This window comes from Microbacterium gilvum (assembly GCF_039543865.1).
GTDB classification, from domain to species: Bacteria; Actinomycetota; Actinomycetes; order Actinomycetales; family Microbacteriaceae; genus Microbacterium; species Microbacterium gilvum.
Genome location: NZ_BAABKO010000003.1, coordinates 183,635 through 208,561, shown reverse-complemented (window position 1 = coordinate 208,561; position 24,927 = coordinate 183,635). Strand labels below are relative to the sequence as shown.

The following is a 24,927-nucleotide window of genomic DNA, read 5'->3' as shown; positions in this document are numbered from 1 at the left end:
CTCCAGGAGACGCCCGTGTCGAGAACCGACGAATCCCTCCCCTCCGACGCGCCCTCGTCGGCTTCCACCGCGCGGCTCCTCGTCGTCGACGCGGCCGACGAGAGCGCGTTCCGGCCGCTGAACGGGGTCGGGGGAATCCCCGGGCCGGTCGACGGCCATCCGCAGTTCCCGGACATGACGCCCCTGTGGCGGGAAGCGGGGGTGACGGTCGTCCGGTCGTTCGACTGGGTCTCGCGGCTCGACACGCGGAACAACCCGGCCAGTCTGTTCCCGGACTGGGACGCTCCCGTCGACGATCCCGCGAGCTACAACTTCGCGGCGACGGACGCATGGGTGGAGGCGGTGCACGCGGTCGGCGCCGAGGTCATGTTCACGGTGGCGAGCGCCATCCCCTCCAACAAGCTGCCCGCGCAGGACGTCGATGTCTACGGACGCGTCGTCGAGCACATCGTGCGCCACTACTCGCAGGGGTGGGCGGGCGGGCCGTCGAAGGCCATCCGCATCTACGAGTTCGGGGATCAGCCCGACTTCGGACCGCTGCACTTCGGCGGTCGGCCGGAGGAGTTCTACGGCATGTACCGCGCGTTCTGCGAGGCGGTGCAGCGTGTCGATCGATCGCTGACGGTGGGCGGGCCGGCTCTCGCCCTCCCTCTCGAGGCCGGCGCACCCTACCGGGAGGGGTTCCTGGATTTCGTGAGCGAGAACGAGCTCCCGCTGGACTTCTTCTCGTTCCTCTGGTTCACCGACGCCAGTCGCGACCCCCTCGACTACCGCCACGTGTCGGCGGAGCTCCGGGCGCTGCTCGACCGCCGCGGGTTCACGGACACCGAGCTCACGCTCAGCTACTGGAACTACCTCGGCGTCCCGAGCAGCAGCGCACCGGCGGCGGAGAAGGGCGCATTCCAGGCGGCGACCGCCGTCTACCTGCAGGACACCGTCATCGACCACGCGTTCTTCTTCCGCGCCGACAGCGGCCGCGACCCGCACTACGGCTTCGTCGACCCTGGGGGCATCGGAGCAGCGGATGACGGCCCCGACGAGCGCTCCCGCGCGCTCGCGCTCGCCGGACGCGCGCTCCGCGGCCGGCGCCTCGCCGTGACCGGCGGGGATGAGTCGGGCCTCGCGTGCGCGGCCGGACGCGAGGGGGACACGGTGCGCGTGCTCGTGGCCAACTACGTCGCCCCCGACGTCGCGCTCGTCGAACGGACGGAAGACCGCTTCACCTTCCGCATCCCCATCGGCGAGCAGCGCATCGAACTCGGTTTCGACCTCCCTCCGCAGCGCCCGGAACTGGCCTCGGCCGGAGTGACCTCCGCGCGCATCGACCTCCGCGGCATCCCCTGGGCGGGACGGACGGCGAGCGTGACACGCACCTCGATGGCGGGCGCCGTCGACGGCCCCCAGGACGCGAGGGTGTCGGACGACGGCCGGATCCGGCTCGACCTCGACCTGCCGCCGCAGTCCGTGATCCTCGTGGAGCTGCGCGTGCGCGACGGCGTGCCGGGACGGCACTCGTAGCCGGAGGCGGCGCCGATCTCAACCCCTTCCCGGGCAGGTGCCCGGCGCCTAGCGTCGAAGGACCGGACCGCACGAGGAGAGGAGACGCCATGGGATTCCTGGACGACGCCAAGGAGACCGCGGAGACCGCCGCCCGCAAGGCGAAGGAGTCGTGGGAAGACGCCAAGGACCGCGTCGGCGACAAGGTCGACGAGCTGAAGGCGGAGGCCGACGTGAAGAAGGCCGAGGCCGAGCGCGACTCGGTCAAGGCCCGCAACGACGCCAAGGAAGAGCTGCGCGACGAGCGATGACCGCGACGACAGGGCCGGGGCGCGCGGCGCGCCCCGGCCCTGTCGCGTCAGTCGTCGACCTCGGAGCGGCGCTCCTTCGTCTCGACGGCGAGCTTCTGCAGGTCGACGAGGCGCAGCGCCTGCATGCGCGCCTCCCGCATCGACGCGTAGTCGGGGTCTTCGTCAGGGCGCATAGCCTCGACGCGGAGCCGGGTGTCGAGGGTCGAGGAGATGTCGCCCCACGCCGCCTCGCGGGACTGCTCGACGATCGCCAGCAGGCGCGACTCGTCCTCGAGCTCGGCGCGCAGCGCCTTCGCCACCCCGACGTACTGCTTGGCACGACGGCGGAGGTTTCGGACGTCGCGGTCGCGGTAGTCGTGCGTGCCGTGCGGCTGCGAGTGGCGCCCCCACGCCGCCTTCCTGGCCTTGGAGATGTCGAGCGCGGCCTGCTCGGATTCGTCGGCGAGCGAGGCGACCGCCTCCCGGGCGACGGGCAGGAAATGGGATGCGTCGAACGCCTCGTCGAGCGAGATCGTGCTCACGAGGATCCTGTTCTTGACGGCCAGCCTGGCCGCCGCGTGCGCGATCGCGAGTCCTTCGGCGATCGCATCGGCGTTCCGTCCCACCGCACCTCCTGCCCCCAGCCTAGCCGGGGGCGACGACGCGCACGCAGGCTCAGGCGCGCGGCACGGCGAGCTCGCCCGTGAGGTACTGGGCGCGGCCGAAGCCGAAGCTCCAGTCCTGCGGACCGTTCTCGACGTAGCCGATGAAGACGTCCTGCGGCTCCACACCGACAGGGCCGAGCGCGTCGGCGATGGCGGCGTAGAGGCGCTGCTTCTGCTCGTCCGAGCGGCCGCGCTGCGTGAAGATCTGGATGACGACGGGGTCGGTGCGGTCGAAGCCGAGGCCCGCATCCTCCGCCACGATGGTCGTCGCGGGGCGCGCGGTGACGACCTGGAAGCGGTCGCGCTCGGGGATGCCGTAGACGCCGACGATGGCGTCGTGGATGGCGCCGGCGATCTCGGCGGAGTTGGTGCGGGCGTCGCTGTGGTCGATGCGGACGAGAGGCATGGGGGCTCCTGAAGCAGAGGTCAACTTTGTAAGGACATTCTGTCAAGAGTGACCGTGTGTCGTCAATATTGACAGGACATTACGACAAGAGGAGGCTGAAGCGATCCAGAAAGGAGCGCACATGCGCATCGGACTCGTCGGCTTCGGCGTCGGAGGACGCCTGTTCCACCTCCCCTACATTCAGGCGGCGCGCGAGTGGGAGCTCGTCGGCGTCGTCACCCGTTCGGCGGAGCGCCGCGCCGAGCTGGCCGGCCTCGCGCCCGGCGTCGCCGCCTTCGACGACCTCGACGCGCTGCTCGACGCGGGCGTCGACGCCGTCGTCGTGACGACCCCTCCCGAGACACGACGCGGGCTCGTGCTGCGCGCGCTCGAGCGCGGCGTCCACGTCGTCGCCGACAAGCCGTTCGCCCCCGATGCCGCGACAGCCCGCGAGCTCGCCGCCGCGGCCGAGACCGCCGGGCGCGTGCTGACGGTCTTCCACAACCGGCGCTGGGACACCGACCTCCGCACGCTCGCCGGCGTCCTCGCGGCCGGCGAGCTCGGGTCGGTGCAGCGCGTGGTGAACCGGATGGACCAGGACTCGCCCGGCCTGCTCGAGGTGGGCCCCGCAAGCGGCCTGCTGCGCGATCTCGGGGCGCACCTGGTCGACCAGGCGACGCACCTGCTCGGCCCGGTCGTCCGCGTCGACGGCCACCTCGACTGGGCGGTGCAGGACGGCGAGCGCGTCGACGTGGGCTTCGCCCTCGGCCTCCATCACCGCGACGGGGCCTTCAGCTCCGTCAGCGCGAGCAAGGTGAACGCGCTCGCCGAGCGCGAGCTCATCGTCTACGCCGAGAACGGCTCGTACGTGTCGCGGATGGCGGACGTGCAGTACGAGCAGCTTCTGGCGGGCGCCCATCCCGCCACGAGCGCGGACTGGGGCGTCGAACGCGAGGAGCGCTGGGGAACCCTGCGCACCGTCGCCGGCTCACGCACGGTGCCGAGCGCCCGCGGGGATTACGCGGACTACTACCGAGACCTGCATCGCGCGCTGTCGACAGGCGAGCCCTTCTCTGTCACGCTCGCGCAGGCGGTGCACACGATCGAGATCCTCGACGCCGCACGGGTGAGCGACGCCGAGCGCCGCTCGGTCGAGCTGTAGCGCGCGGCGGGGCGGGGCCGGTGGGGCGGCGGGGGCCGCCGTGCGCGGCGGTGCCGGCCATGCTCGAAGCAGACAGCCGCCCCGCACCCGAACGACACGCAGAAGGGGCTCCGCCGAGCGGGGCCCCTTCTGCGTGTGCGCGCGTCAGCGCAGCGTGCGGCGCGAGTCGCGCTTGGACACCGTGTAGATCGCGCCCGTCGTGACGTCCTCCTCGAGCGCCTCGAGCGTGCGACCGCGCGTCTCCGGCACCTGCGTCACGACGAAGAGGAGGGCGAGGGCGCCGACGCCGGCGAACAGGAAGAACGTCCCCGTGATGCCGACGGCGTCGACGAGCGTGAGGAAGTACAGCGAGAGGAACCCGTTGACGATCCACAGCATGAACACCGAGATGCCCATGCCGAGGCCGCGCATGTGGAGCGGGAAGATCTCCGACAGGTACACCCAGACCGCGATGTTGAGGAACGTCTGCATCGAGCCGACGAACGCGACGACGAGGAAGAGGATGATCCACGGGCGAAGCGGGTTGCCGACCGGCAGCGTCATCGACGCCACGCCGATGAGAAGGTGGCAGGTCGTCGTCAGGGTGAGGCCGATCGCGAACGTCTTTCGGCGGTCGATGCGGTCCATCATCGCCAGGGCGATGACGCCGCCGACGACGGCGATGACTCCGGGGGCGATGTTGGCGATGAGCGCCGCGCTCTCATCGAAGCCCGACTCGATGAGCACCGTCTGGCCGAAGTACATGATCGAGTTGATGCCCGTGAGCTGCTGGGCGACGCCCAGCCCGATGCCGATGAGCAGGATGCGCACGAGGTTGCGGTTCGTGAGGATGGCACGCCAGCCGAGCTGGCCCTCCTCCTTCTCCTCGCGGGCGATGTTCTCGAGCTCCGCGAGCTCGGCCTCGGCGCGCTCCTCGGACCGCACGGTCTTCATGACGGCGAGCGCCTCGTCGCGCCGGCCCTTCTCGATGAGCCAGCGCGGCGACTCCGGCATCCGAAGCATGCCGAAGAACAGCGCGATGGCCGGAAGCGCGCAGATGGCGAACATGATGCGCCAGACGTGGTCGAGGTGCCCGAACAGGTTGCCGATGACCGCGTTCACGACGAAGGCCGCGAGCTGACCCGTCACGATCATGAGCTCGTTGCGGCCCGCGAGGGATCCGCGGATCTCGAACGGCGCGAGCTCGGCGAGGAAGACGGGGACGACGGTCGACGCGCCGCCCACGGCGAGGCCGAGGATGACGCGGCCCACGACGAGCACCGTGAGGTCGGGCGTGAAGACGACGAAGAGCGTCCCGGCGAAGAAGAGCACGGCGAGCAGGATGATCGTCTTCCGACGGCCCCAGCCGTCGGACAGCCGGCCGCCGAACATGGCGCCGATCGCGGCCGCGAAGATGAGCGAGCTCGTCGCGACGCCCTCCGTGAACGCGTTGAGCCCGAGCTCGGCCGCCATGGGGCGGAGCGCGCCGTTGATGACGCCCGTGTCGTAGCCGAACAGCAGGCCGCCGAACGTCGCGATGAGCGCGACGAGTCCGAGCCGCTTGCGGTGGGGACCGGCGGTGAGCGCCGGGAGGGTACTCGAGCCCTCCGGGGATGAGTGGGCCATTCTGACTCCTTCGTCTGGCGAGGGGACGCCTTTGTCCTTACATGATAGCCGGGATGTTTGTCCTGTCAAACGGACATGACATCGATCAGATCACGAAAATGACACTATGTCTTGACATTGATTCCTTCCGGGGTCACAGTGATCCCAGCGCCGACGAGGAGGTCGGCTACCTGTACTCCGGTCGAGCAGAGGCGCTCGACGCACATCGACCTCCTCTGCCCGGTCCGCGGACGGTCCGCGGACGCCCGCACGTCATGGACGTGCACGGGTCGGCCCTCCCGAAAGGACCGCCATGTCGTCGATCACCCCCCGCAAGCTCCTCGGCGCCGGTGCGCTGGCCGCCGTCTCGCTCCTCGCCCTCACCGCCTGCAGCGGAGGCGGTGCCGCATCGCAGAGCACCGCGACCGACTCCTCCGGCGGAGGGGGCGGCGACTCGGGCTACGTCATCTCCATGGTGACGCACGAGACCCCGGGCGACTCGTTCTGGGACAAGATCCGCGCGGGCGCCGAGCAGGCGGCGAAGGACACCGGCGCGACGCTCCAGTACGCCAACGACCCCGCGGCCGACAAGCAGGCCCAGCTCATCCAGACCGCGATCGACTCCGATGTCGACGGCATCGCGACGACCCTCGCCACCCCCGACGCCCTCGCGGCATCGGTCCAGGCGGCGGCCGACGCCGGCATCCCGCTCGTCGGGTTCAACTCCGGCATCGACCAGTACCAGGACGTCGGAGCCCTGATGTACTTCGGCTCCGACGAGAACCTCGCGGGCCAGACGGCCGGGGAGCGGATCGCCGAAGCAGGCGGCGAGCATCCGCTCTGCGTCATCCAGGCCGCAGGCTCCGTCGCACTGGAGGCCCGCTGCGCGGGTGTCGCGAGCGTCGTGCCGGGCACCGAGAACATCCAGGTGAACGGCGCCGACGACTCCGCCGTCGTGGCGGCGCTGCAGGCCAAGCTCCAGCAGGACCCGTCGATCGACTACATCGTCACGCTCGGCGCGCCCATCGCGCTCGACGCGCTCGACGCGATGGAGCAGTCGGGCAGCGAGGCGAAGCTCATCACCTTCGACCTCAACGCCGACGCCGCGCAGGCCATCAAGGACGGCGAGATCGAGTTCTCGATCGATCAGCAGCCGTACATGCAGGGCTACATGGCCGTCACGTCGCTCTACCTCTACCTGAAGAACGGCAACGACCTCGGCGGCGGCCAGCCCGTCCTCACGGGGCCGTCGTTCGTCGACCAGTCGAACATCGACGCCATCCTGCCCTTCGCCGAGAACAACACGCGCTGATCCGCTCCGACGGGCGGGCCGACCGGCCCGCCCGTCCCTCATCCCAGGAGTCCCCCATGTCCCAGGGTTTCGCGTCCTCCGCCCCGTCGGAGGCATCGAACAGGGTGAAGCTCGGCTGGTCGAACCGCCTGCTCTCCCGTCCGGAGGTCGGCGCGGCCGTCGCCGCCGTGCTCATCTTCGTCTTCTTCCTCTCGGTCGCCCCCGCCTTCCGCTCGGCCGACTCGCTCCTCACGGTTCTCTACCAGGCGTCGACGATCGGCATCGTCGCCGTCGCGGTGGGCCTGCTCATGATCGGCGGCGAGTTCGACCTGTCGGCCGGCGTCATCGTCACGAGCGCCGGCCTCTTCAACGCCCTCTTCTCGTACTACCTCGGCGTCAACCTCATCGTCGGGGCCGTGCTGTCGCTCGTGTTCTGCCTCGTCGTCGGCTTCGTGAACGGCTATCTCGTGATGCGCACGGGCATCCCGAGCTTCCTCATCACGCTCGGCTCGTTCTTCATCCTGCAGGGCGCGAACCTCGGCATCACGAAGCTCGTGACCGGCGCGGTCTCGAGCCCCAACATCTCGCAGATGGACGGCTACGACGTCATGAACGCGATCTTCGCGGGATCGTTCCAGATCGGCGGGGTGACCGTCTGGAACAGCGTCCTCTTCTGGTTCGCCTTCGTCGCGCTCGCGGCCTGGATCCTGCAGCGCACGCGCATCGGCAACTGGATCTACGCGGTCGGCGGCAACGCCGCGTCGGCGCGCGCCGTCGGCGTCCCCGTGGTCGCCGTGAAGATCGGCCTGTTCATGTCGGTGTCGTTCCTCGGGTGGTTCATCGGCATGCACACGCTGTACCGCTTCAACACGCTGCAGGCGGGCAACGGCGTCGGCAACGAGTTCCTCTACATCATCGCGGCCGTCGTGGGCGGAACGCTCCTCACGGGCGGGTTCGGCAACGCCATCGGCGTCGCGATCGGCGCCTTCATCTTCGGGATGACCTCCCTCGGCATCGTGTACGCCGGGTGGGACCCGAACTGGTTCCGCTCGTTCCTCGGCGCGATGCTCGTGCTGGCCGTGCTCGTGAACCTCTACGTCAAGAAGCTCTCGACGAGCAGGAAGGTGGGCTGACGCCATGTCGGACACGCTGCAGAGCGGCACGCCGCTCATCCGGATGGCCGACGTCGGCAAGAGCTACGGGGCCATCCGCGCGCTCAAGGGCATCAACCTCACCGTCAACGCGGGCGAGGTGGCCTGCGTGCTCGGCGACAACGGCGCCGGCAAGTCGACGCTCATCAAGATCATGGCGGGCCTGCACGGACACACGGAGGGCACGCTCACGGTGCAGGGCGAGGAGCGCCGCTACGACTCCCCCCGCCAGGCGCTGGAGGACGGCATCGCGACCGTGTACCAGGACCTCGCGGTCGTGGGCCTCATGGAGGTGTGGCGCAACTTCTTCCTCGGCTCGGAGCTCGTTCGCTCGCGCTTCCCGCTCGCGAGCATGAGCATCCGCGACATGAAGGCCATCGCCGACGCCGAGCTGCGCAAGATGGGCATCGTCGTGAAGGACCTCGACCAGCCGATCAGCGAGCTCTCCGGCGGACAGCGCCAGTGCGTCGCGATCGCCCGCGCCGTGTACTTCGGCGCCAAGGTGCTCATCCTCGACGAGCCGACGGCGGCCCTCGGCGTCAAGCAGTCGGGCGTCGTGCTGAAGTACGTCGCCGCCGCGCGCGACGCGGGTCTGGGCGTGGTGTTCATCACTCACAACCCGCACCACGCGTACCTCGTGGGCGACCACTTCGTCATCCTCAAGCTCGGCCAGGCCGTGCTCGACCGCACACGCGACGAGGTCACGCTCGACGAGCTCACGCGGCAGATGGCGGGCGGCGACGAGCTCGCCGAGCTCAGCCACGAGCTCAAGGAGCTGGGCGGCCGCACCGAGGCAATCCGCACCGTCGAGGAGGACACGAAGCGCCGCCGGCGCTGAGGGGAGCGCATGCAGAAGGGCCCGATCCGCGGATCGGGCCCTTCTGCATGCCGTCAGACGATTGAGCGCAGCACCTCGACGACGAGGGCGTGGTCGTCGTGCATCTCGAGCCCGCTCACGCCGACGGCGCCCGCGAGCGCGCCGCGCACCCGGATCGGGAACGCCCCGCCCGCCGCGGTGTAGCGGAGCGGGTCGAGCGCGCTGTGCGTCTCGAACGTCATGCCGTCGGCGAGGTACTGGGCTCGTACGGCGAGCGTCGAGCGGCCGTAGTGCGCGACGACACGGAACTTGCGCTCGAGCCACGCGTCGTTGACCGCGGCGGATCCCGGCACGGCCGCGTGGAAGACCCGCTGCTCGCCGAGGACCACGGCGCACGCGATGCCGTGCCCGCGCTCGATCGCGACGGCGCGCAGCCGCGAGCCCAATTCCCACGCCGTGTCCAGACCGAAGCCGTCGAAGTCGAGCTCCGCCTCCTCCGACTCGAGGCGCGCGAGGAGCGCCTGCGCGTCGAGAGAACGGTATCCCTCCCCCGCGGTCACGCGAGCACTCCGCCGTCGATCGGCTCGCTGCGCCCCGAGGAGAGGGATCGCGTCGCCGCCTCCGCTATCGCCTGCGCGCGGAGGCCGTCGCGCAGGCCGACGGGAACGGGCCCGCCCGTCTCGAGCGCCGTCACGAACGCGCCGAGGGCGGCGGCGTAGGTCGGGCGCACGCGCTCGAACCATCCGGCGTGGAGGCCGTCGGACACCGCCTCCGTGCCGCGGAAGCGCGTCACCCCGCCCGCGCGCATGCGACCGGATTCGGCCATCCCCGCAGACCCCAGCACCTCGATGCGCTCGTCGTAGCCGTAGCCCGTGTGCCGCACGCTGTCGATCTGGACGAGGGCGCCCCCCGCGAGCTTCAGCGTCGCCGCCGAGGTGTCGACGTCGCCGATCTCGGCCACGCGAGGGTCGGCGAGCGCCGATCCGGCCACGTGCACCTCGAGGGGCTCGAGGCCCGTGATCCACCGCGCCAGGTCGAAGAAGTGCACCGTCTGGTCGCGCATCTGCCCGCCGGACACCCGCAGGTAGTCGAGCGGCGGCAGCGCGGGCCCGCGCGACGTGAGCTGCACGAGCGCGACGTCGCCCACGGCCCCGACGTCGACGAGCCGCTTGAGCTCGGCGTGGTCGCGGTCGAACCGCCGGTTGAAGTCGACCATGGCGGGAACGCCCGCGCGTTCGACGTACGCGACGGTCTCGACGGCCTGCGCGAGATCGAGGTCGATGGGCTTCTCCACGAGCACGGCGAGCCCCGCGTCGGCGGCGCGTCGCAGGTTCTCGGCGTGCGTGTCGGTCGACGACGCGATGAAGACGGCGTCGACGAGCTCGGGGTCGAACGCCTCGGCGAGCGAGCGCGCCGCACGTGCGCCGTGCGCCGCGGCGAGCGCCTCGGCGCGGGCGCCGTCGACGTCGTAGACGAGGCGGAAGTCGACGTCGGGATGCTCCGCGAGGCTGCGGGCGTGCACGGAGCCGATGAAGCCGGCTCCGATGAGGGCGAATCGCTGCATGGTCTGCTCTCTCAGGAGACGAGGATGTGGAGGAGCCCGCGGATGGTCGTGGCCACCTCGAGGAAGTCGTGCTCGTTGGCCTTGTCGGAGAACATCTCCGACACCCACCAGCCGTCGTACCCCGTCGACTTGATCGCGTCGACCCACTCCTGCAGGGGGATGGCGCCGCCGCCGATGACGACATTGCGGTGCACGCTCTGGTCCGGCACGTCGCGTTCCCGGTCGAGATCGAGCCCGTCGGAGATGTGCGCGGCCTTGATGAGCTCCTTGGGCGTCGCCGCGACCTCCTCGAGGGTGTCGCCCGTCGTCCAGTAGTGCCATGTGTCCAGTGCGATGCCGACGTTGTCGCGACCGGCCCGCTCGATGATCTCGAGCGAGTGCCGATGGCGGTTGAGGTTCGACCAGGCGAGCGGCTCGAGGTAGAGGTCGAGACCGCGGTCGGCGGCGATGTCGGCGGCCTCGCGCACATTCGCCGCGGCGACATCGAGAGCATCGCCCTCCGAGAACCCGAGCGTGCCGCGGTAGCGGAGGTCGTCGGCGCTGAGGCGTCCGGCCTGGAAGTCCTTCACGACCTCCCAGTCGACCGGGCCCGTGCACATCTGCAGGATTGGGGCGCCGACGACGACGGCGATATCGGCCATCCGCTCGACCTCGGCGAGGAGCGTCTCGCGTGCGTCGCCGCGCCGCTCGAGGTCGAGGACGGCGCCGATGCCCGTCACCTCGAGGCCGTCGAGCAGAGGCGGCAGCGACTCGACGGCGTAGCCTGCGTCGAGGTAGCGGTAGAGCTTGGGGCTCTGCAGCTCGATGCCGCCGTAGCCTGCGGCTTTCGCGACGGCGATGTCGTTGACGACGTTCCCGTGGAAGGTCGTCGTGACGTTCATGGACAGCTTGGTCATGGATGCTCCAGGTCAGGCGGGAGGGCGGGGTGTGCCGATGGAGGCGGTCGTGCCGCCGTCGACGGGCAGGACGACACCCGTGATGTACGAGGCGTCGGGGCTCGCGAGGAACAGCGCCGCCTGCGCGATCTCCGCCGGCTCGGCCGCGCGGTCGAGCGCGAGGCGGTCGACGAGGCGCGCATGGAAGGCGGGGTCGTCGAGCCGCTCGGCCGTCTGCGCCGTGCGCGTGAAGCCGGGGGCGATCGCGTTGACTCGCACGCCCGCACGCCCCTCGTCGATCGCCATCGTCTGCACGAGGGCGTTCACCGCGGCCTTCGTGGCGCTGTACCCGGGTTGCGACCAGTCACCGCCGAGACCGGCGATCGACGTGATCGCGAGGAAGGTCCCTCGCGCGGCGCGCAGGTGCGGCATGCTCGACCGCGCGAGGAAGAGGGTGCCGTCGAGGTTGAGCGTCCTCATCCGCTCCCACGACGCGTCGGAGATGTCGGCGATGCCGCCGTGCTCCGAGAGGCCGGCGTTCGCGACGACGACGTCGATGCCTCCCCAGGCGTCGACCGCAGCGGCGACCGCGCCGTCGACGCCTGCGCGCTGCGACACGTCGGCGACGTGCACGAGCGCGCGATCGGGCGCCGCGGACGCCGTCGCCTCGAGCGTCGCGCGGGTGCGCCCGACGATGGCGACCCGCGCGCCCTGCTCGAGGAAGGCGGTCGCCACCGCGGCGCCGATCCCGGTGCCCGCTCCCGTGACGAGCACCCGCGTGCCGTCGTACGGGTAACGGGCCCAGGTCATCCGATCAGCTCGCGCAGCTTCTCGAGCTGGTAGCGCGACACCTCGTCGCGCGCCTCGTCCTCGGCGAACACGTTCGACACGATGAGGGCGTCGTCGCGGTCGAGGTAGCCGACGTCGCGCAGCGTCGTGAAGAGCTCCGTCCAGTCGACGTCGCCGTCGCCGATCCTCAGGTGCTGGTGCACGCGCACGGCGTTCCCCGGCGGGTTCGTGATGTAGCGGAGCCCGTGCGAGCGGTGGTGGTCGTACGTGTCGGCCGTGTAGACGGCGCCGATGCGGTCGCCGAGCTCGGGGAGCAGCGTCGTCGCGCGGTCGCCGTAGTGGAACGTGTGCGAGGCGACGTAGACGAACCCGACCGCCGGCGAGTTCAGCCCGCGCAGCACGCGCCATCCCTCGAGCCCGTCCTCGACGAAGTCGTCGGGGTGCGGGTCGACGTTGAGGCGGAGCCCCTCGCGCTCGATGATCGGCAGCAGCTCCTCCATCGACGTGTAGAACGCCGCCTCGGAGTCCTCCTGCCGCTCGGGCCGACCGGAGAACTCCGTGTTGATGACGGGGACCTCCAGTTCGACGGCGAGCTCGATGATGCGGCGGAAGTTGCGCACCGCCGCCTGCCGCTGCGGCTCGTCCGGCCACGAGATCCGCTGCACCGGGAGGAGCGCGGGGATCGAGACACCGGCGTCCTTCGCTGCCTTCTTGAGCTTCGCGACGAGCGCGTCGTCGGCCTTCGGGTAGCGGAAGAACGGCCCGAAGTCGGCGTGCGGGGTGAGCTGCAGGTGCTCGTAGCCGAGGCGTGCCGCGATGTCGGGGAACTCCAGGATGGAGTGCCCGTCGTGGTAGGGCGTGGGGTCGAGGGCGATGCGCACCATGTCGTCGTCTCCGATCAGGCGTAGAAGGCGGGGCGGTCTGCGGCCTCGACGGACTGGACGCCGCCGTCGAGCGCGCGGACGCCGGCCTCGCACGCGAGCGCGACGAGGTAGCCGTCCCACGCGTTGGGGCCGTCGACGAGGCGGCCGTCGCGCACGGCGTCGACCCACCGCTGGATCTCGTTGTCGTACGCGGTCGCGAAGCGCGTGGTGAAGCTCACGTGCTCCGCGCTCGACACGCGCCCCGCCTGCCACAGCTGCAGGCCCGACGGCTGCCCGATGCGCGCGACGCCCTGCTGGAAGACGGCCTCCGTGGCGACCTGGTATCCGAACTGCACGCTGACGTTCATCTCGACGTCGACGAGCACGCCGTTCTGCAGCTCGATGAGGACGAGGATGGGCTCGCGCAGGCGCTCGGGCGACAGGTCGTTGCGGCGCGGGTACTTCACCTCGACGCTCGCGATCGGCGAGCCCGCGAGCCACGGCACGACGTCGAACTCGTGCACGACCGAGTCGGTGATGAGCATGCTCTGGCCGTAGCTGTCGGGCACGCTCGGGTTGCGGTGGACCGCGCGCACCATGAGGAGCTCGCCCGCATCGCCCGAGGCGATGAGCTCGCGCAGCTGCGCGTACTCGGGGTCGAAGCGGCGCATGAACCCGACCTGGATGTGCGGGCGGTCGAGCTTCTGCTCGAGCGCGAGCACCTGCAGCGACGTATCCGAGTCGGGCGTGAGCGGCTTCTCGCAGAGGATGGGGAGGCCCGCGGCGAGCGCGGGCTCGAGCACGGGCAGGTGGAACTGGCCGGGCGTCGCGATGAGGACGGCGTCGACGGCCGAGTCGGCGATGGCGTCCTCGACGCGCGAGTACGTCTGCGCGCCGGGTGCGTTCCCGGCGGCCGCCGCGGCACGGCCCGCGTCGGGCTCGATGACGGCGGCGACGCGCGCTCCGCTGATGCGGTGGGTGATGCGGGCGATGTGGTCGGCGCCCATGAGGCCGGCGCCGACGACGCCGATGCGGAGGTCCTGGCTCATGTTGTCTCCTGTGCTCAGTGCTGACGCGCGAACGACGTGCAGCCGAAGATGTGCTGGCGGGTGCGGGTGGCGATCCCGAGGGGCAGGTCGATGTCGACGCCCGGCATGTCCTGCTCGACGATGGCGAAGATCTCGGGATCGATGGCCGAGACGGCCTCGATGATCGGGGCGAAGTCGGGGATGCCCGACGGCGGCTCGACCATGATGCGGCTCGCCGAGTCGGCGAACGGCACGTCGTTCTTCAGGACGTCGAAGCGGTATTCGGGGTCGATCTGCTTGAGGTGCAGGTAGCCGATGCGCTCTGGATGCTCCTGGATGAGGCGGAGGTTGTCGCCGCCGTAGTAGGCGTAGTGTCCCGTGTCGAGGCACAGGTTGAGGTAGCGCGGGTCGGTGAGCTCGAGCAGGCGCACGACCTCGCCGCGCGTGCCGATGTGGCTGTCGGCGTGCGAATGGAACTGCTGGCGGACGCCGTACTCCTCGAGCAGCGCCTTGCCGAGGCGCTCCTGCCCGGCCGCGAGCTTGTCCCACTGCGCGGCGTCGAGGGTGCGCGGCTCGAGCGCCTCGCCCGTGAGGTCGGAGCGCCACATGTCGGGGATGACGACGATGTGCTCCGCGCCGACGGCCGCGGCGAGACCCGCGACCTGGACGGCCTGGTCCCACGCGCGCTGCCACTGCTCGTCGCCCTTGTGGAAGCCCGTGAACACCGTGCCGGCCGAGAGCTTGAGGCCGCGTGCGCCGAGCTCGTCCTCGAGCTGGTGGGGGTCGGTCGGGAGGTAGCCGTAGGGGCCCAGCTCGATCCAGCTGTAGCCGGCCTTCTCGACCTCGTCGAGGAAGCGCTGCCAGGGGATCTGACGCGGGTGCTCGGGGTACCAGACGCCCCACGAGTCGGGCGCCGTGCCGATGCGGAGGCCGCGTGCGGCGGCGTTGTCGGTCGTCATCGTCCTGCCTGCTCCTTTGCTCGACGGCTTTGTTAGGTCATACCGTCAAAGACGATTAGAGCGCACCAAGTGGCTCCGCGTCAAGTCGTCCCCGCCGTGTCGCGCCGCGCGGCGGCGCGGTCGTCGAACGCTCCACGAGGACGGGAGGGATGACGACCGCGCGTGCCGCGATGCCGGGCTCTGCGACACGCTCGAGGAGCATGCGCACGGCCATCCGGCCCTGCTCGCGGGCGTGCTGCTCGAGCGTCGTCAGGCCGATCGACGGCAGCGCGGAGAGGTCGGTGTTGTCGTATCCGACGAGCGACACGTCGCCCGGCACCCCGACGCCCCGCTCGGCGAGCGCCGACATCGCGCCCACCGCCGAGAGGTCGTTGTGGGCGAAGACGGCGGTCGGGAGCGCTTCGCCCTCGCCCCACGCCGCCACGGCGGCGCGCCCGCCCGTCGCCGCGAGGTCGCCCTCCACCACCCACGGCTCGAGCCCGTGCGCGCGCATGGCCGCCTCGTAGCCGCGACGGCGCAGCTGATACGGGTTGCCGTGCGGGCTGGAGACGTGGGCGATGCGCCGATGCCCGAGCGCGATCAGGTGCTCGACCGCGATCGTCGCCCCCTCCGCGTCGTCGGACACCACGCTGTCGACGCCGTCTGCGTCGATGCGACGATTCGCCACGACGACAGGGAGGCCGCGCGCCGTCCGGAGGAGGTCGGCCGCCGACCCCACGTAGCCGGCGACCATAAGGCCGTCGACCTGTAGCGTCACGAGGCGCTCGAGCACGGCCTGCTCGCGGGCGCCGTCGCGCGAGCCCGCGACGAGCAGCACCTCGTAGCCCGCGGCCTCCGCGACCTCCACGACCCCGTCGTGGAGGTCGGCGTACGCGGGGTTGTGGAGGTCGAACAGCAGCAGGCCCAGCGTGCGCGTCGACTTCGCGGCGAGGCGGCTCGCGATCTGGTTGTGCCGGTACCCGAGCTCGTCGATCGCCGCCGCGACCGCGGCCCGCCGCGCGTCGGAGACGAGCGGCGAGCCGCGGACGACGAGCGAGACGAGCGAGCGCGACACGCCCGCGCGAGCCGCCACATCCGCCATCGTGACGGAGCGCTGCGACGCCATGGCCCCTCCCCCGTCGCCGCTCAGCCGATCAGCGGCCTCTGCGCCTTGAGCTGCTCCTCGTACTCGACCCGCGCCGCGAGCGTCGACGGGATGGTCGACACCTGCGCGACGGGCACGTCCCACCATCCGGCCCCGTCGGGGGCGTAGATGTGCGGGTCGCTGTTGATGTGGATGAACGTCGACCGGTCGGATGCCTTCGCCTCTGCGAGAGCGGCCCTCAGGTCGTCGATCGCCGACGCCGTCGGCTCGATCTCGACGACGTCGAGCCCGTAGCTGCGGGCGTTCATCGCGAGGTCGACGGGGAGGATCTCCTCGCCCTGGAAGTCGCGCGCCTGCGGATCGTATGCCCGGTACTTCGTGCCGAACCGCTCGGATCCGACGGTCTCGGACAGATGGCCGATCGACGCGTAGCCGTGGTTCTGGATGAGCACGACGATGATCTTGATGCCCTCGGCGACGGCCGTCACGAGCTCGGTGTTGAGCATGAGGTACGAGCCGTCGCCGACCATGACGATCACGTCGCGGTCGGAGCCCGACGCGAGGGCGCCGCGCTTCGCGCCGATGCCGCCCGCGATCTCGTAGCCCATGCACGAGAAGGCGTACTCGACGTGGTAGCCGAGCGGGTCGCGCACGCGCCACAGCTTGTGGAGGTCGCCGGGCAGGGAGCCGGCGGCCTGCACGACGACGTCCTCCGGCGCGCTCGACTCCTGCACGGCGCCGATGATCTCGGGCTGACCGGGGAGCGCGAGGCCCGACGGAGCGAACGCGGCGTCGACCGCGGCATCCCACGAGGCCTTCTCCGCCGCGATCCGCTCGGCGTAGTCGGCGTCCACGCGCAGGCCGGCGAGCGCGTCCGCCAGCTCGACGATGGCCTCGCGCGCGTCGGCCACGACCGGCAGCTGCGTGCCGTGCTTGTACGCGTCGAACGCCGCGACGTTGATGTTCACGAACGCGACGTCGGGGTTCTGGAACGCCGTGCGCGAGGCCGTCGTGAAGTCGCTGTAGCGCGTGCCGATGCCGATGACGACGTCGGCCTCCGCCGCGAGGCGGTTGGCCGCGAGCGTTCCGGTCGCGCCGACGCCGCCGAGGTTCTGCGGGTGGTCCCAGGCGAGCACGCCGCCGCCGGCCTGCGACGTGCCGACGGGGATGCCCGTGGCCTCGACGAAAGCGCGCAGCTCGCGCTCCGCGTCGGAGTAGAGCACGCCGCCGCCCGCGACGATGAAGGGCCGCTTCGCGTCGCGGATGGCGCGCACGGCCGCGGCGAGCGCGTCGCGCTCGGGGCGCGGCCGGCGGATGCGCCACTCGCGCTCCTGCAGGAACTCCGCCGGGACGTCGAGCGCCTCGGCCTGCACATCCTCGGGGAGCGCGATCGTGACGGCGCCCGTCTCGGCGGGGTCGGTCAGCACCCGCATGGCGGCGAGCGCGATGGAGAACAGCTGCTCAGGACGCTGCACGCGGTCGAAGAAGCGCGAGACGGGGCGGAACGCGTCGCTCACCTGGATGCCGATGTCGTGCGGGTGCTCGAGCTGCTGGAGCACGGGGTCGGCGACACGCGTGGCGAACGTGTCGCTCGGCAGCAGCAGGGCAGGGAGGCGGTTCGAGGTCGCGAGCGCGGCGCCCGTCAGCATGTTGGCGGCGCCGGGGCCGACCGAGGCGGCGGAGGCGAACGTGCCGCGGCGACGGTGCATCCGGGCGTACCCGACCGACTGGTGCACCATGGCCTGCTCGTTGCGGGCCTGGTAGTACGGCATGAGGCCCGGCTGCTCGTGGTGGATCTGCTTGAGCGCCTGGCCGACCCCGGCGACGTTGCCGTGTCCGAAGATGCCGAAGACGCCGGGGATCGTACGCTCGCGCACGTCGCCGTCGACCGTCCACTGGCGGGCGAGGAACTCGACGAGCGCCTGGCTCACCGTCATTCGCGTGGTGCTGCCCATGGTCAGCCCTCCTTGTTCTCGTAGGGGAGGCGGGGATCGAGCTCCTGCCCCTCCCAGGTCTCGCGCACCCAGGCGTGGCCGGGGTGGTCGCTGATGTGCCAGACGCGCTCCGCATCGGGGCCCGCCATGACGTTGAGGTAGTACAGGTCGTACCCGGGCGCCGCGACTGCGGGACCGTGGTAGCCGAACGGCACGAGGGCGACGTCGCCCGTGCGCACCTGCGCGTTGATGTCGATCTCGCCGGCGGGAGACGAGGACGTGCTGAACATCCCGAAAGACGCCTCGTGCGTACCCTTCTCGCCGCCGACGCGTGCGGGCGCGGTCTCGAAGTAGTAGATCTCCTCGAGACGGGACTCGTGGCCGGGCGTGTGCTCATCGTGCTTGTGGGGCGGGTACGACGACCAGTTCTCGGACGGCGTGATCACCTCGCACACGATGAAGCGCGCGGCGTCGAGCGCCTGCGGCGTGCCGAAGTTGTGCACCTGGCGGCTCGACGCCCCGGCTCCCCGCAGCTCGACGGGCGTCTCGGCCGCGCGGATGAGCCGGGTCGGGAACCCGGTCGCCGTCGGAGAGGTCGCCACCGCCACACGCCCCTCCCCCGAGAGCACGCCCGTCTCGGTCGTGGAGAGGTAGAGCACGTCGCTCGGGCCGTCGAACACCGACGCCCGCCCCGCGAGCTCGTGGACGGCGTCCGCCGTCGTCACGCGGAACGAGCCCGCGAGCGGGACGACGAGCTTCTCCGTGCCGGGCTCGAGGGGGAGCTCCTGTCCCGCCTCGAGCCGTGCGACGCGGAGGCCCGTGTGCGCCCAGCCGTCGATGGTCTCGTCGACGACCGTCTCCCATCCGTCGCGCGCGAGCGCGCCGCGGGGATGGAACCAGCGCTGGTCGGTCATGGGATCGATTCTCCTTGGTGTTGCGTGGGGTGGAACCGTCTCGCTCCGCTCGCGGGGCGACCGGATGGCGGCGAGCTCCGCTCGCGAAGCCTCAGTCGTTCTGCGGGAAGCCGAGGTTAATGCCGCGGGCGTCGGACTGGCCCCTCGTGGCGGGGTCGAGCCAGCGGCTCGTGACGGCCTTCTCGCGCGTGAAGAAGTCGAATCCGTGCACGCCGTAGGCCTTCGCGTCCCCGAACAGCGACTGCTTCCATCCGCCGAAGGAGTGGTAGGCGACCGGCACGGGGATCGGCACGTTGATGCCGATCATGCCGACCTGGATCTCGTTCTGGAAGCGGCGGGCCGCTCCGCCGTCGTTCGTGAAGATCGCGGTGCCGTTGCCGAACTGGCCCGAGTTGATGAGGTCGACGCCCTCCTGGAAGCTCTTCACCCTGACGATCTCGAGGACCGGGCCGAAGATCTCCTCCTGGTACGCCCGCGAGGTGAGCGGCACGTCGTCGATGAGGGTAGGGCCGAAGAAGAAGCCGTCCTCGCGCCCCTCGACCTGGAAGCCGCGGCCGTCGACGACGATGGTCGCGCCGTCCGCCTCGGCGATGTCGACGTAGCCCGAGACCTTGTCGCGGTGCTGCGCGGAGATGAGGGGGCCCATGTCCGGCTCGACGCCGTCGGCTCCCGCGCCGTCGCCGATGCGGAGACGGCCGATGCGCTCGACGATCTTCTCGATGAGCTCGTCGGCGACGGGCTCCACCGCGAGGACGACCGAGATCGCCATGCAGCGCTCGCCCGCCGCGCCGTAGCCCGCGTTGATGGCCTGGTCGGCGACGAGGTCGAGGTCGGCGTCTGGCAGCACGAGCATGTGGTTCTTCGCGCCGCCGAGCGCCTGGACGCGCTTGCCGTGACGCGAGGCGGTCTCGTAGATGTACTGCGCGATCGGCGTCGATCCGACGAACGAGACCGACTGCACCTCGGGCGCCGTCAAGAGGCCGTCGACGGCGAGCTTGTCGCCCTGCAGGACCGTGAAGACGCCGTCGGGGAGACCCGCCTCCTTCCACAGCTGGGCGAGCCAGAGAGCGGCCGACGGGTCCTTCTCGCTCGGCTTGAGGACGACGGAGTTGCCCGCGGCGATCGCGATGGGGAAGAACCACATCGGCACCATCGCGGGGAAGTTGAAGGGGCTCACGATGCCCACGACGCCCAGCGGCTGCTTGATCGAGTACACGTCGATGCCCGTCGAGGCGTTCTCGCTGAACGCGCCCTTGATGAGGTGCGGGAAGCCGGTTGCGAGCTCGACGACCTCCTGGCCGCGCAGGATCTCGCCCATCGCGTCGGAGACGACCTTGCCGTGCTCGGCCGTGATGATCTGCGCGAGCTCGGCCTTGCGGGAGTTCAGCAGCTCGCGGAACGCGAACAGCACCGTCTGCCGCTTCGCGATCGAGAACCGGCTCCACGTCTCGAACCCGCGCTGGGCCGAGGCGATCGCCTCGTCGATCTCCGCCTGATCGGCGAGCGCCACATGCGCGCTCACGGCGCCCGTGGCGGGATTGTGGACGGGGGCGGTCCGGCCGCTCTGCGAGGCGCGCACGGCGCCGTCGATCCAGTGGCCGATGACGGGGATGTCGGTGGTGCTCATGGGGTGTGTCCTTCGGATGGGAGGAGTCAGACGGCGGCGGGGATGTCGCGGTGCACGAGCCGCGCCGCCGTGTCGACGGCCGCGGCGACGTCGCCGTCCGGCGGGTAGAGGAGGGTGCGGCCCACGGTGAGACCGCGGACGCCGGGGAGGGCGAGGGCGTTCTCCCACGCCGCGAACGTCTCGTCGGGGTCGGCGCCCGAGTCGCCGCCGAGGAGCAGCGTCGGCATCGTCGTCGCGGCCATGACGCGCTCCATGTCGTCGACGACGGGCAGCTTCATCCACGTGTACGCGCTGTCGGCGCCGAGGCCCGAGGCGATCGCGATCGAGAGGATGACGGCGTCGGTCGACAGGTCGTTGACGATGCGGCCGTCGCGCCACTCGCTCATGAACGGCTCGAGCATGATCGGCAGGCGGGCGGCCGCTGCCGCGTCGACGGCCCGCGCCGTCGCCTCGAGCGTCGGCGCGGTGGCGGCGTCGGCGAGGTTCACGCGGACGAGGGTCTTCGCGAAGTCGATGCCCTTGGCCGCCATCGTCGGCACGTCGTATGCGCCGTAGCGGTCGTCCATCTCGAACGCGGCGCCGCGCAGGCCGCCGCGGTTCATGGAGCCGACGACCACCTTGTCGTCGAGCAGGCCGAGCGCGGCGAGGTCGTCGATGATGTCGGGGGTGCCCAGCACGCCGTCGACCCCGGGGCGCGTGAGCGCCGTCGCGAGCCTGTCGAGGAGCTCGTAGCGGTCGGCCATGGCGGTCTGGTCGGCGCCCACGGCGAGCGCCCCCCGCGCCGGATGGTCGGCCGCGACGATGAAGAGGCGGCCGTCGCCCGCCAGCACGTCGCGACGGCGACGGGCGGCGAATGCCTCGCCGATCTCCTGCGGGCGGTGGGCGCGGATGTCGCGGAGGCGCTCGAAGTCGGCCTCGGTGAGTGCGGGCATGTCAGGCTCCCTGCAGAAGGTTCTCGACCTCGTCGGCCGTGGGCATCGCCGTGGAGCACTCGCGCCGCGATGCGACGACGGCTCCGGCGACGTTGGCGAAGCGGAGGGTGCGCTCGAGGCCCCAGCCCTCCAGGAGGCCGTGGCAGAGGGCGCCGCCGAAGGCGTCGCCCGCGCCGAGGCCGTTGATGACGTCGACGGCGTGCACGGGAACCTCGACGACCTCGTCTCGCGTCTTGGCGAGCACGCCCTTGGGCCCCTGCTTCACGATGGCGATCTCGACCCCGCGCTCGAGGAGCGCGTCGGCCGCGCGCAGCGGCTCGGTCTCGCCGACGGCGACCTGGCATTCCTCGCGGTTGCCGACGGCGACCGTGACCTGGCCCAGCACCTGGGCGATCTGCTCGGTCGCGAGGGAGGGGTCCTCCCAGAACATCGGGCGGTAGTCGAGGTCGAGGATGGTGTGCTGCCGGCGGTCGCGCGCCGCGAGGGCGACGTGGTGCGCCTCGCGGCTCGGCTCCTCGCTGAGACCCGTCGTCGTGAACCAGAGGATGCGCGCCGCCCGCACGGCGTCGAGGTCGATCTGCGCGGCGTCGACGTTCATGTCGGGCGCCTTCGGCTCACGGTAGAAGTAGAGCGGGAAGTCGTCGGGCGGGAAGATCTCGCAGAACGTCACGGGGGTGTTGAGCGACGGATCGGTCGCGACGTAGCGGTTGTCGACACCGAGTCGCGCGAGCTCCGCGAGGAGGTAGCGGCCGAACGGATCGTCGCCGACACGCGAGACGAGCGCGGAGTCGTGTCCGTAGCGGGCGACCGCCACGGTCACGTTGCCGGCCGTGCCGCCGAGGTACTTGCCGAAGGTCTCGACCTGCTCGAGGCCGACGCCGTCCTGCAGCGGGTAGATGTCGACGCCGAGGCGGCCGATCGCGAGAACGTCGGGTGAGGTGCTCATCGTGGTGCTCCGTTGTCCTGACCGGGCATCAGCGCCCGAGCGGTCGTTTGCTTATGTCCTGACAATATCACAAGCGGCGCGTCATGCAAGGGCATCTTCCGCTGACAAACCCGCCTCGCGGTAACATTGTCGGGACATTAGGCCGATGGCCGGCCGCAAAGGAGCGCATCATGGCTGCAGACCAGCCCGTATGGCCCGACGAGCTCTTCGCCGACCTCGATCGGACCGGCCCCGTCCCCCTCTACTTCCAGGTGTCCAGCCGGCTCGAGGCCGCCATCCGCTCGGGCGAGATCGCGCCCGGCGCCAGGCTCGAGAACGAGATCGAGATCGGCCACCGCCTCGGCCTATCGCGGCCGACGGTGCGCAGGGCCATCCAGGAGCTCGTCGACAAGGGCCTGCTCGTGCGGCGCCGCGGCATCGGCACGCAGGTCGTGCAGGGTCAGGTGACGCGTCAGGTGGAGCTGACGAGCCTCTACGAGGACCTCAAGAACGCGCAGCACGACCCCACGACGCGCGTGCTCGTGCGCGATGTGCGGGCGGCACCGGCCGATGTCGCGGAGCAGCTCGGCGTGGCGGTCGGCAGCGACGCGCTGTACCTGCGTCGCCAGCGCAGCACCGACGGAGTCCCCGTGGCGCTGCTGGAGAACTGGCTGCCGAGCGACTTCGCGGACATCTCGCTCGAGACGCTCGAGCAGCAGGGGCTCTACCAGATCCTTCGGACGCGCGGAGTGACCATCCGGGTCGCGAAGCAGCGGATCGGCGCCCGCCGCGAGCACGGCGACGAAGCCGAGCTGCTCGACGTCGACAAGGGCGGCCCGCTGCTGACGATGGAGCGCGTCGCCTACGACGCGTCGGGACGCGCGATCGAGTTCGGGCACCACTGCTACCGCCCCGACATGTACAGCTTCGAGACGACGCTCGTCGCGAAGTAGCCGGGGCGGGGACGGTCGACGGGTCGCCCCCGTCGACCCGGTCTCACACGGCGGCGAGCTCCGCGGCCGCGCCCGACGGGGCCGCCGCGCCCGCCGTGGCGAGCGTCACGGGCTCGCGCACGGGCAGGATGGTCGGATGCGTGCTCGACATCTGCTCGAGCACGCGCACCACCTGGCACGAGTACCCGTACTCGTTGTCGTACCAGACGTAGAGCACGACGCTCGACTCGCCCGCGATCGTCGCGAGGCCGTCGACGATGCCGGCGCGGTTGCTGCCGACGAAGTCGGTCGAGACGACCTCGGGCGACTCGACGTAGTCGATCTGCTGCCGCAGCGGCGATGTCAGCGACGTCTGACGCAGGTACGCGTTGACCTCGTCCTTCGTCGTGGGACGCTCGAGCTGCAGGTTGAGGATCGCGAGCGAGACGTCGGGCGTCGGAACGCGGATCGCGCTGCCCGACAGACGCCCGGCGAGCTGCGGCAGGGCCTTCGCGACGGCCTTCGCGGCACCCGTCTCGGCGATGACCATGTTGAGCGCCGCGGAGCGCCCGCGGCGGTCGCCCTTGTGGAAGTTGTCGATGAGGTTCTGGTCGTTCGTGTACGAGTGCACGGTCTCGACGTGTCCGTGACGGATGCCGAAGGCCTCGTCGACCGCCGCGAGGACGGGGGTGATGGCGTTCGTCGTGCACGACGCCGCGGACAGGATCCGGTCGTCGTCGCGGATCTCGTCGCTGTTGATGCCGGAGACGATGTTCTTGATGGCGCCCTTGCCGGGGGCCGTCAGCAGCACGCGCGCGACGCCCGGAGCGCGGAGGTGCTGCGAGAGCCCCTCCTCGTCGCGCCAGCGCCCCGTGTTGTCCACCACGATCGCGTCGCGGATGCCGTAGGCCGTGTAGTCGACGCCCGCCGGGTCGTCGGAGTAGATGACCTGGATCAGCGTGCCGTTGGCGAGGATCGTGTCGTTCTCCTCGTCGACCTCGATCGTGCCCGCGAACGGTCCGTGCACGGAGTCGCGACGGAGGAGGCTCGCGCGCTTGCGGAGGTCTCCGTCCGCCCCGCGTCGGACGACGACGGCGCGGAGACGGAGACCCGTGCCATCCCCCTGGTGCGCGATGAGGATGCGCGCGAGCAGGCGCCCGATGCGGCCGAACCCGTACAGGACGACGTCCGTCGGCGTCGACTCCCGCGCGTCGAGGACGGGCGCGAGCTCCTCGCGGAGGAAGGCCGCGAGCACCTCGGGCTCGTACGCCCCGCCGCGCCTGTCGAAGCGGGTGACGAGCCGCGCGATGTCGACCGAGGCGGGGCCCGGGCGGAGCGCGTCGAGCGCCTCGAGCACGGCGTAGGTCTTCTCCGGGCGCAGCACGTCGTCGCCGACCTTGCGCGTGAACCGGTGGTTCTTCAGGATCTCGACGGGCGAGATGTTGATGAGGCGCCGCCCGTGGATGGAGGTCACGATCCCGTGCTCGCGGTACAGGCGCCCGATGAGCGGGATCATCCGCTCCGCCAGCTCCTCTCGCGCGATCCATTCCGCTCGTCGGGCTTCGAAGTGCTCGCTCACGCTCGCTCGGTCTCCTTCGGTCGGCGGGTCGTCATCGCCCGCGCTGCTCGTGGCGAGACCAGGCTATGACCGGACGAGGT

24 protein-coding genes are annotated in these 24,927 nt (G+C 71.0%); 7 read left to right on the top strand and 17 right to left on the bottom strand.

Translation table 11 applies throughout. From position 1 onward, the window contains the following. The first annotated feature begins 15 nt into the window (after positions 1–15). Together ABD998_RS10165 and ABD998_RS10160 are read left to right on the top strand one after the other, a co-directional pair. Positions 16–1,518 (top strand): GH39 family glycosyl hydrolase, encoded by a 1,503-nt coding sequence (locus tag ABD998_RS10165; protein WP_345438717.1) that lies wholly within the window; start codon positions 16–18, stop codon positions 1,516–1,518. Between the two features lie 89 nt (positions 1,519–1,607). Further along, complete coding sequence (locus ABD998_RS10160; protein WP_345438714.1) at positions 1,608–1,808, top strand: hypothetical protein; 201 nt, start codon at positions 1,608–1,610, stop codon at positions 1,806–1,808. Between the two features lie 47 nt (positions 1,809–1,855). Here the strand turns inward: ABD998_RS10160 and ABD998_RS10155 are convergent, their stop codons facing one another. Beyond that, a complete protein-coding gene (locus ABD998_RS10155) occupies positions 1,856–2,413 on the bottom strand; it encodes an asparagine synthase (protein WP_345438712.1) in 558 nt (185 codons plus the stop codon). Between the two features lie 49 nt (positions 2,414–2,462). Beyond that, entirely contained in the window at positions 2,463–2,858 is a 396-nt protein-coding gene (locus tag ABD998_RS10150) for a tautomerase family protein (RefSeq protein ID WP_345438710.1), read from the bottom strand. Positions 2,859–2,979: 121 nt separating this feature from the next. Between ABD998_RS10150 and ABD998_RS10145 the strand changes: the two genes are divergently transcribed. After that, the gene (locus ABD998_RS10145; protein WP_345438708.1) at positions 2,980–3,999 is read left to right on the top strand and encodes a Gfo/Idh/MocA family oxidoreductase; all 1,020 of its coding nucleotides are present in this window, start codon (positions 2,980–2,982) and stop codon (positions 3,997–3,999) included. A gap of 144 nt (positions 4,000–4,143) precedes the next feature. On the opposite strand, the gene ABD998_RS10140 is transcribed toward ABD998_RS10145, so the two are convergent. Beyond that, positions 4,144–5,604: a sugar porter family MFS transporter gene (locus ABD998_RS10140; RefSeq protein ID WP_345438706.1), complete on the bottom strand. Its 1,461-nt coding sequence runs from the start codon at positions 5,602–5,604 to the stop codon at positions 4,144–4,146. Positions 5,605–5,896: 292 nt separating this feature from the next. Here ABD998_RS10140 and ABD998_RS10135 point away from each other — a divergent pair, with 292 nt between their 5' ends. The 3 genes from ABD998_RS10135 to ABD998_RS10125 are packed head-to-tail and all read left to right on the top strand — an operon-like array spanning position 5,897 to position 8,863. Then, a complete protein-coding gene (locus ABD998_RS10135) occupies positions 5,897–6,895 on the top strand; it encodes a substrate-binding domain-containing protein (protein ID WP_345438704.1) in 999 nt (332 codons plus the stop codon). Positions 6,896–6,951: 56 nt separating this feature from the next. Beyond that, positions 6,952–8,007 (top strand): ABC transporter permease, encoded by a 1,056-nt coding sequence (locus tag ABD998_RS10130; RefSeq protein WP_345438702.1) that lies wholly within the window; start codon positions 6,952–6,954, stop codon positions 8,005–8,007. Positions 8,008–8,011: 4 nt separating this feature from the next. After that, positions 8,012–8,863: an ATP-binding cassette domain-containing protein gene (locus tag ABD998_RS10125; protein ID WP_345438700.1), complete on the top strand. Its 852-nt coding sequence runs from the start codon at positions 8,012–8,014 to the stop codon at positions 8,861–8,863. A gap of 53 nt (positions 8,864–8,916) precedes the next feature. Here ABD998_RS10125 and ABD998_RS10120 read toward each other — a convergent pair whose 3' ends face one another. From ABD998_RS10120 to iolC, 13 genes are all read right to left on the bottom strand, one after another. Continuing rightward, positions 8,917–9,402 carry a heme-degrading domain-containing protein gene (locus ABD998_RS10120; RefSeq protein ID WP_345438698.1) on the bottom strand — a complete coding sequence of 162 codons (486 nt, stop codon included), beginning with the start codon at positions 9,400–9,402 and terminating at the stop codon, positions 8,917–8,919. Then, positions 9,399–10,406 carry a Gfo/Idh/MocA family oxidoreductase gene (locus ABD998_RS10115; protein ID WP_345438696.1) on the bottom strand — a complete coding sequence of 336 codons (1,008 nt, stop codon included), beginning with the start codon at positions 10,404–10,406 and terminating at the stop codon, positions 9,399–9,401. The genes ABD998_RS10120 and ABD998_RS10115 overlap by 4 nt, the downstream gene beginning before the upstream one ends. 11 nt (positions 10,407–10,417) lie before the next feature. Further along, positions 10,418–11,302 carry a sugar phosphate isomerase/epimerase family protein gene (locus tag ABD998_RS10110; RefSeq protein WP_345438694.1) on the bottom strand — a complete coding sequence of 295 codons (885 nt, stop codon included), beginning with the start codon at positions 11,300–11,302 and terminating at the stop codon, positions 10,418–10,420. A 12-nt stretch (positions 11,303–11,314) separates the two neighbouring features. Beyond that, complete coding sequence (locus ABD998_RS10105; protein WP_345438692.1) at positions 11,315–12,091, bottom strand: SDR family NAD(P)-dependent oxidoreductase; 777 nt, start codon at positions 12,089–12,091, stop codon at positions 11,315–11,317. Further along, positions 12,088–12,954: a sugar phosphate isomerase/epimerase family protein gene (locus tag ABD998_RS10100; protein WP_345438690.1), complete on the bottom strand. Its 867-nt coding sequence runs from the start codon at positions 12,952–12,954 to the stop codon at positions 12,088–12,090. Before ABD998_RS10100 ends, ABD998_RS10105 begins: the two co-directional genes overlap by 4 nt. Positions 12,955–12,968: 14 nt before the next feature. Next, a complete protein-coding gene (locus tag ABD998_RS10095) occupies positions 12,969–13,982 on the bottom strand; it encodes a Gfo/Idh/MocA family protein (protein ID WP_345438688.1) in 1,014 nt (337 codons plus the stop codon). Positions 13,983–13,996: 14 nt separating this feature from the next. Then, positions 13,997–14,920, bottom strand: a complete 924-nt coding sequence (locus tag ABD998_RS10090) for a sugar phosphate isomerase/epimerase family protein (protein WP_345438686.1) — start codon at positions 14,918–14,920, stop codon at positions 13,997–13,999. A gap of 55 nt (positions 14,921–14,975) precedes the next feature. Then, entirely contained in the window at positions 14,976–16,025 is a 1,050-nt protein-coding gene (locus tag ABD998_RS10085; RefSeq protein ID WP_345438684.1) for a LacI family DNA-binding transcriptional regulator, read from the bottom strand. A 20-nt stretch (positions 16,026–16,045) separates the two neighbouring features. Further along, positions 16,046–17,959 carry a 3D-(3,5/4)-trihydroxycyclohexane-1,2-dione acylhydrolase (decyclizing) gene (iolD, locus tag ABD998_RS10080; protein ID WP_345438682.1) on the bottom strand — a complete coding sequence of 638 codons (1,914 nt, stop codon included), beginning with the start codon at positions 17,957–17,959 and terminating at the stop codon, positions 16,046–16,048. Between the two features lie 2 nt (positions 17,960–17,961). After that, positions 17,962–18,852: a 5-deoxy-glucuronate isomerase gene (gene iolB, locus ABD998_RS10075; protein WP_345438680.1), complete on the bottom strand. Its 891-nt coding sequence runs from the start codon at positions 18,850–18,852 to the stop codon at positions 17,962–17,964. Between the two features lie 91 nt (positions 18,853–18,943). Next, complete coding sequence (locus tag ABD998_RS10070; protein ID WP_345438677.1) at positions 18,944–20,479, bottom strand: CoA-acylating methylmalonate-semialdehyde dehydrogenase; 1,536 nt, start codon at positions 20,477–20,479, stop codon at positions 18,944–18,946. Between the two features lie 26 nt (positions 20,480–20,505). Continuing rightward, on the bottom strand, positions 20,506–21,411 hold the full coding sequence (locus tag ABD998_RS10065; RefSeq protein WP_345438675.1) for a class I fructose-bisphosphate aldolase: 906 nt from the start codon (positions 21,409–21,411) through the stop codon (positions 20,506–20,508). Between the two features lies 1 nt (position 21,412). After that, a complete protein-coding gene (gene iolC, locus ABD998_RS10060; RefSeq protein WP_345438673.1) occupies positions 21,413–22,357 on the bottom strand; it encodes a 5-dehydro-2-deoxygluconokinase in 945 nt (314 codons plus the stop codon). 170 nt (positions 22,358–22,527) lie between these two features. Between iolC and ABD998_RS10055 the strand changes: the two genes are divergently transcribed. Further along, positions 22,528–23,289: a GntR family transcriptional regulator gene (locus tag ABD998_RS10055; protein ID WP_345438671.1), complete on the top strand. Its 762-nt coding sequence runs from the start codon at positions 22,528–22,530 to the stop codon at positions 23,287–23,289. A gap of 43 nt (positions 23,290–23,332) precedes the next feature. Here ABD998_RS10055 and ABD998_RS10050 read toward each other — a convergent pair whose 3' ends face one another. Beyond that, positions 23,333–24,847, bottom strand: a complete 1,515-nt coding sequence (locus ABD998_RS10050; RefSeq protein ID WP_345438669.1) for a glyceraldehyde-3-phosphate dehydrogenase — start codon at positions 24,845–24,847, stop codon at positions 23,333–23,335. Positions 24,848–24,927 lie beyond the last annotated feature (80 nt).

Bases quoted from the DNA above. Each gene is read 5' to 3' on its own strand.
- ABD998_RS10130 (WP_345438702.1), top strand. From the start codon at position 6,952: ATGTCCCAGGGTTTCGCGTCCTCCGCCCCGTCGGAGGCATCGAACAGG.
- ABD998_RS10110 (WP_345438694.1), bottom strand. From the start codon at position 11,302: ATGACCAAGCTGTCCATGAACGTCACGACGACCTTCCACGGGAACGTC.
- ABD998_RS10095 (WP_345438688.1), bottom strand. From the start codon at position 13,982: ATGAGCCAGGACCTCCGCATCGGCGTCGTCGGCGCCGGCCTCATGGGC.
- ABD998_RS10100 (WP_345438690.1), bottom strand. From the start codon at position 12,954: ATGGTGCGCATCGCCCTCGACCCCACGCCCTACCACGACGGGCACTCC.
- ABD998_RS10055 (WP_345438671.1), top strand. From the start codon at position 22,528: ATGGCTGCAGACCAGCCCGTATGGCCCGACGAGCTCTTCGCCGACCTC.
- ABD998_RS10105 (WP_345438692.1), bottom strand. From the start codon at position 12,091: ATGACCTGGGCCCGTTACCCGTACGACGGCACGCGGGTGCTCGTCACG.
- ABD998_RS10150 (WP_345438710.1), bottom strand. From the start codon at position 2,858: ATGCCTCTCGTCCGCATCGACCACAGCGACGCCCGCACCAACTCCGCC.
- ABD998_RS10135 (WP_345438704.1), top strand. From the start codon at position 5,897: ATGTCGTCGATCACCCCCCGCAAGCTCCTCGGCGCCGGTGCGCTGGCC.
- ABD998_RS10125 (WP_345438700.1), top strand. From the start codon at position 8,012: ATGTCGGACACGCTGCAGAGCGGCACGCCGCTCATCCGGATGGCCGAC.
- ABD998_RS10145 (WP_345438708.1), top strand. From the start codon at position 2,980: ATGCGCATCGGACTCGTCGGCTTCGGCGTCGGAGGACGCCTGTTCCAC.
- ABD998_RS10085 (WP_345438684.1), bottom strand. From the start codon at position 16,025: ATGGCGTCGCAGCGCTCCGTCACGATGGCGGATGTGGCGGCTCGCGCG.
- iolC (WP_345438673.1), bottom strand. From the start codon at position 22,357: ATGAGCACCTCACCCGACGTTCTCGCGATCGGCCGCCTCGGCGTCGAC.
- ABD998_RS10160 (WP_345438714.1), top strand. From the start codon at position 1,608: ATGGGATTCCTGGACGACGCCAAGGAGACCGCGGAGACCGCCGCCCGC.
- ABD998_RS10140 (WP_345438706.1), bottom strand. From the start codon at position 5,604: ATGGCCCACTCATCCCCGGAGGGCTCGAGTACCCTCCCGGCGCTCACC.
- ABD998_RS10070 (WP_345438677.1), bottom strand. From the start codon at position 20,479: ATGAGCACCACCGACATCCCCGTCATCGGCCACTGGATCGACGGCGCC.
- ABD998_RS10115 (WP_345438696.1), bottom strand. From the start codon at position 10,406: ATGCAGCGATTCGCCCTCATCGGAGCCGGCTTCATCGGCTCCGTGCAC.
- iolB (WP_345438680.1), bottom strand. From the start codon at position 18,852: ATGACCGACCAGCGCTGGTTCCATCCCCGCGGCGCGCTCGCGCGCGAC.
- ABD998_RS10065 (WP_345438675.1), bottom strand. From the start codon at position 21,411: ATGCCCGCACTCACCGAGGCCGACTTCGAGCGCCTCCGCGACATCCGC.
- ABD998_RS10090 (WP_345438686.1), bottom strand. From the start codon at position 14,920: ATGACGACCGACAACGCCGCCGCACGCGGCCTCCGCATCGGCACGGCG.
- iolD (WP_345438682.1), bottom strand. From the start codon at position 17,959: ATGGGCAGCACCACGCGAATGACGGTGAGCCAGGCGCTCGTCGAGTTC.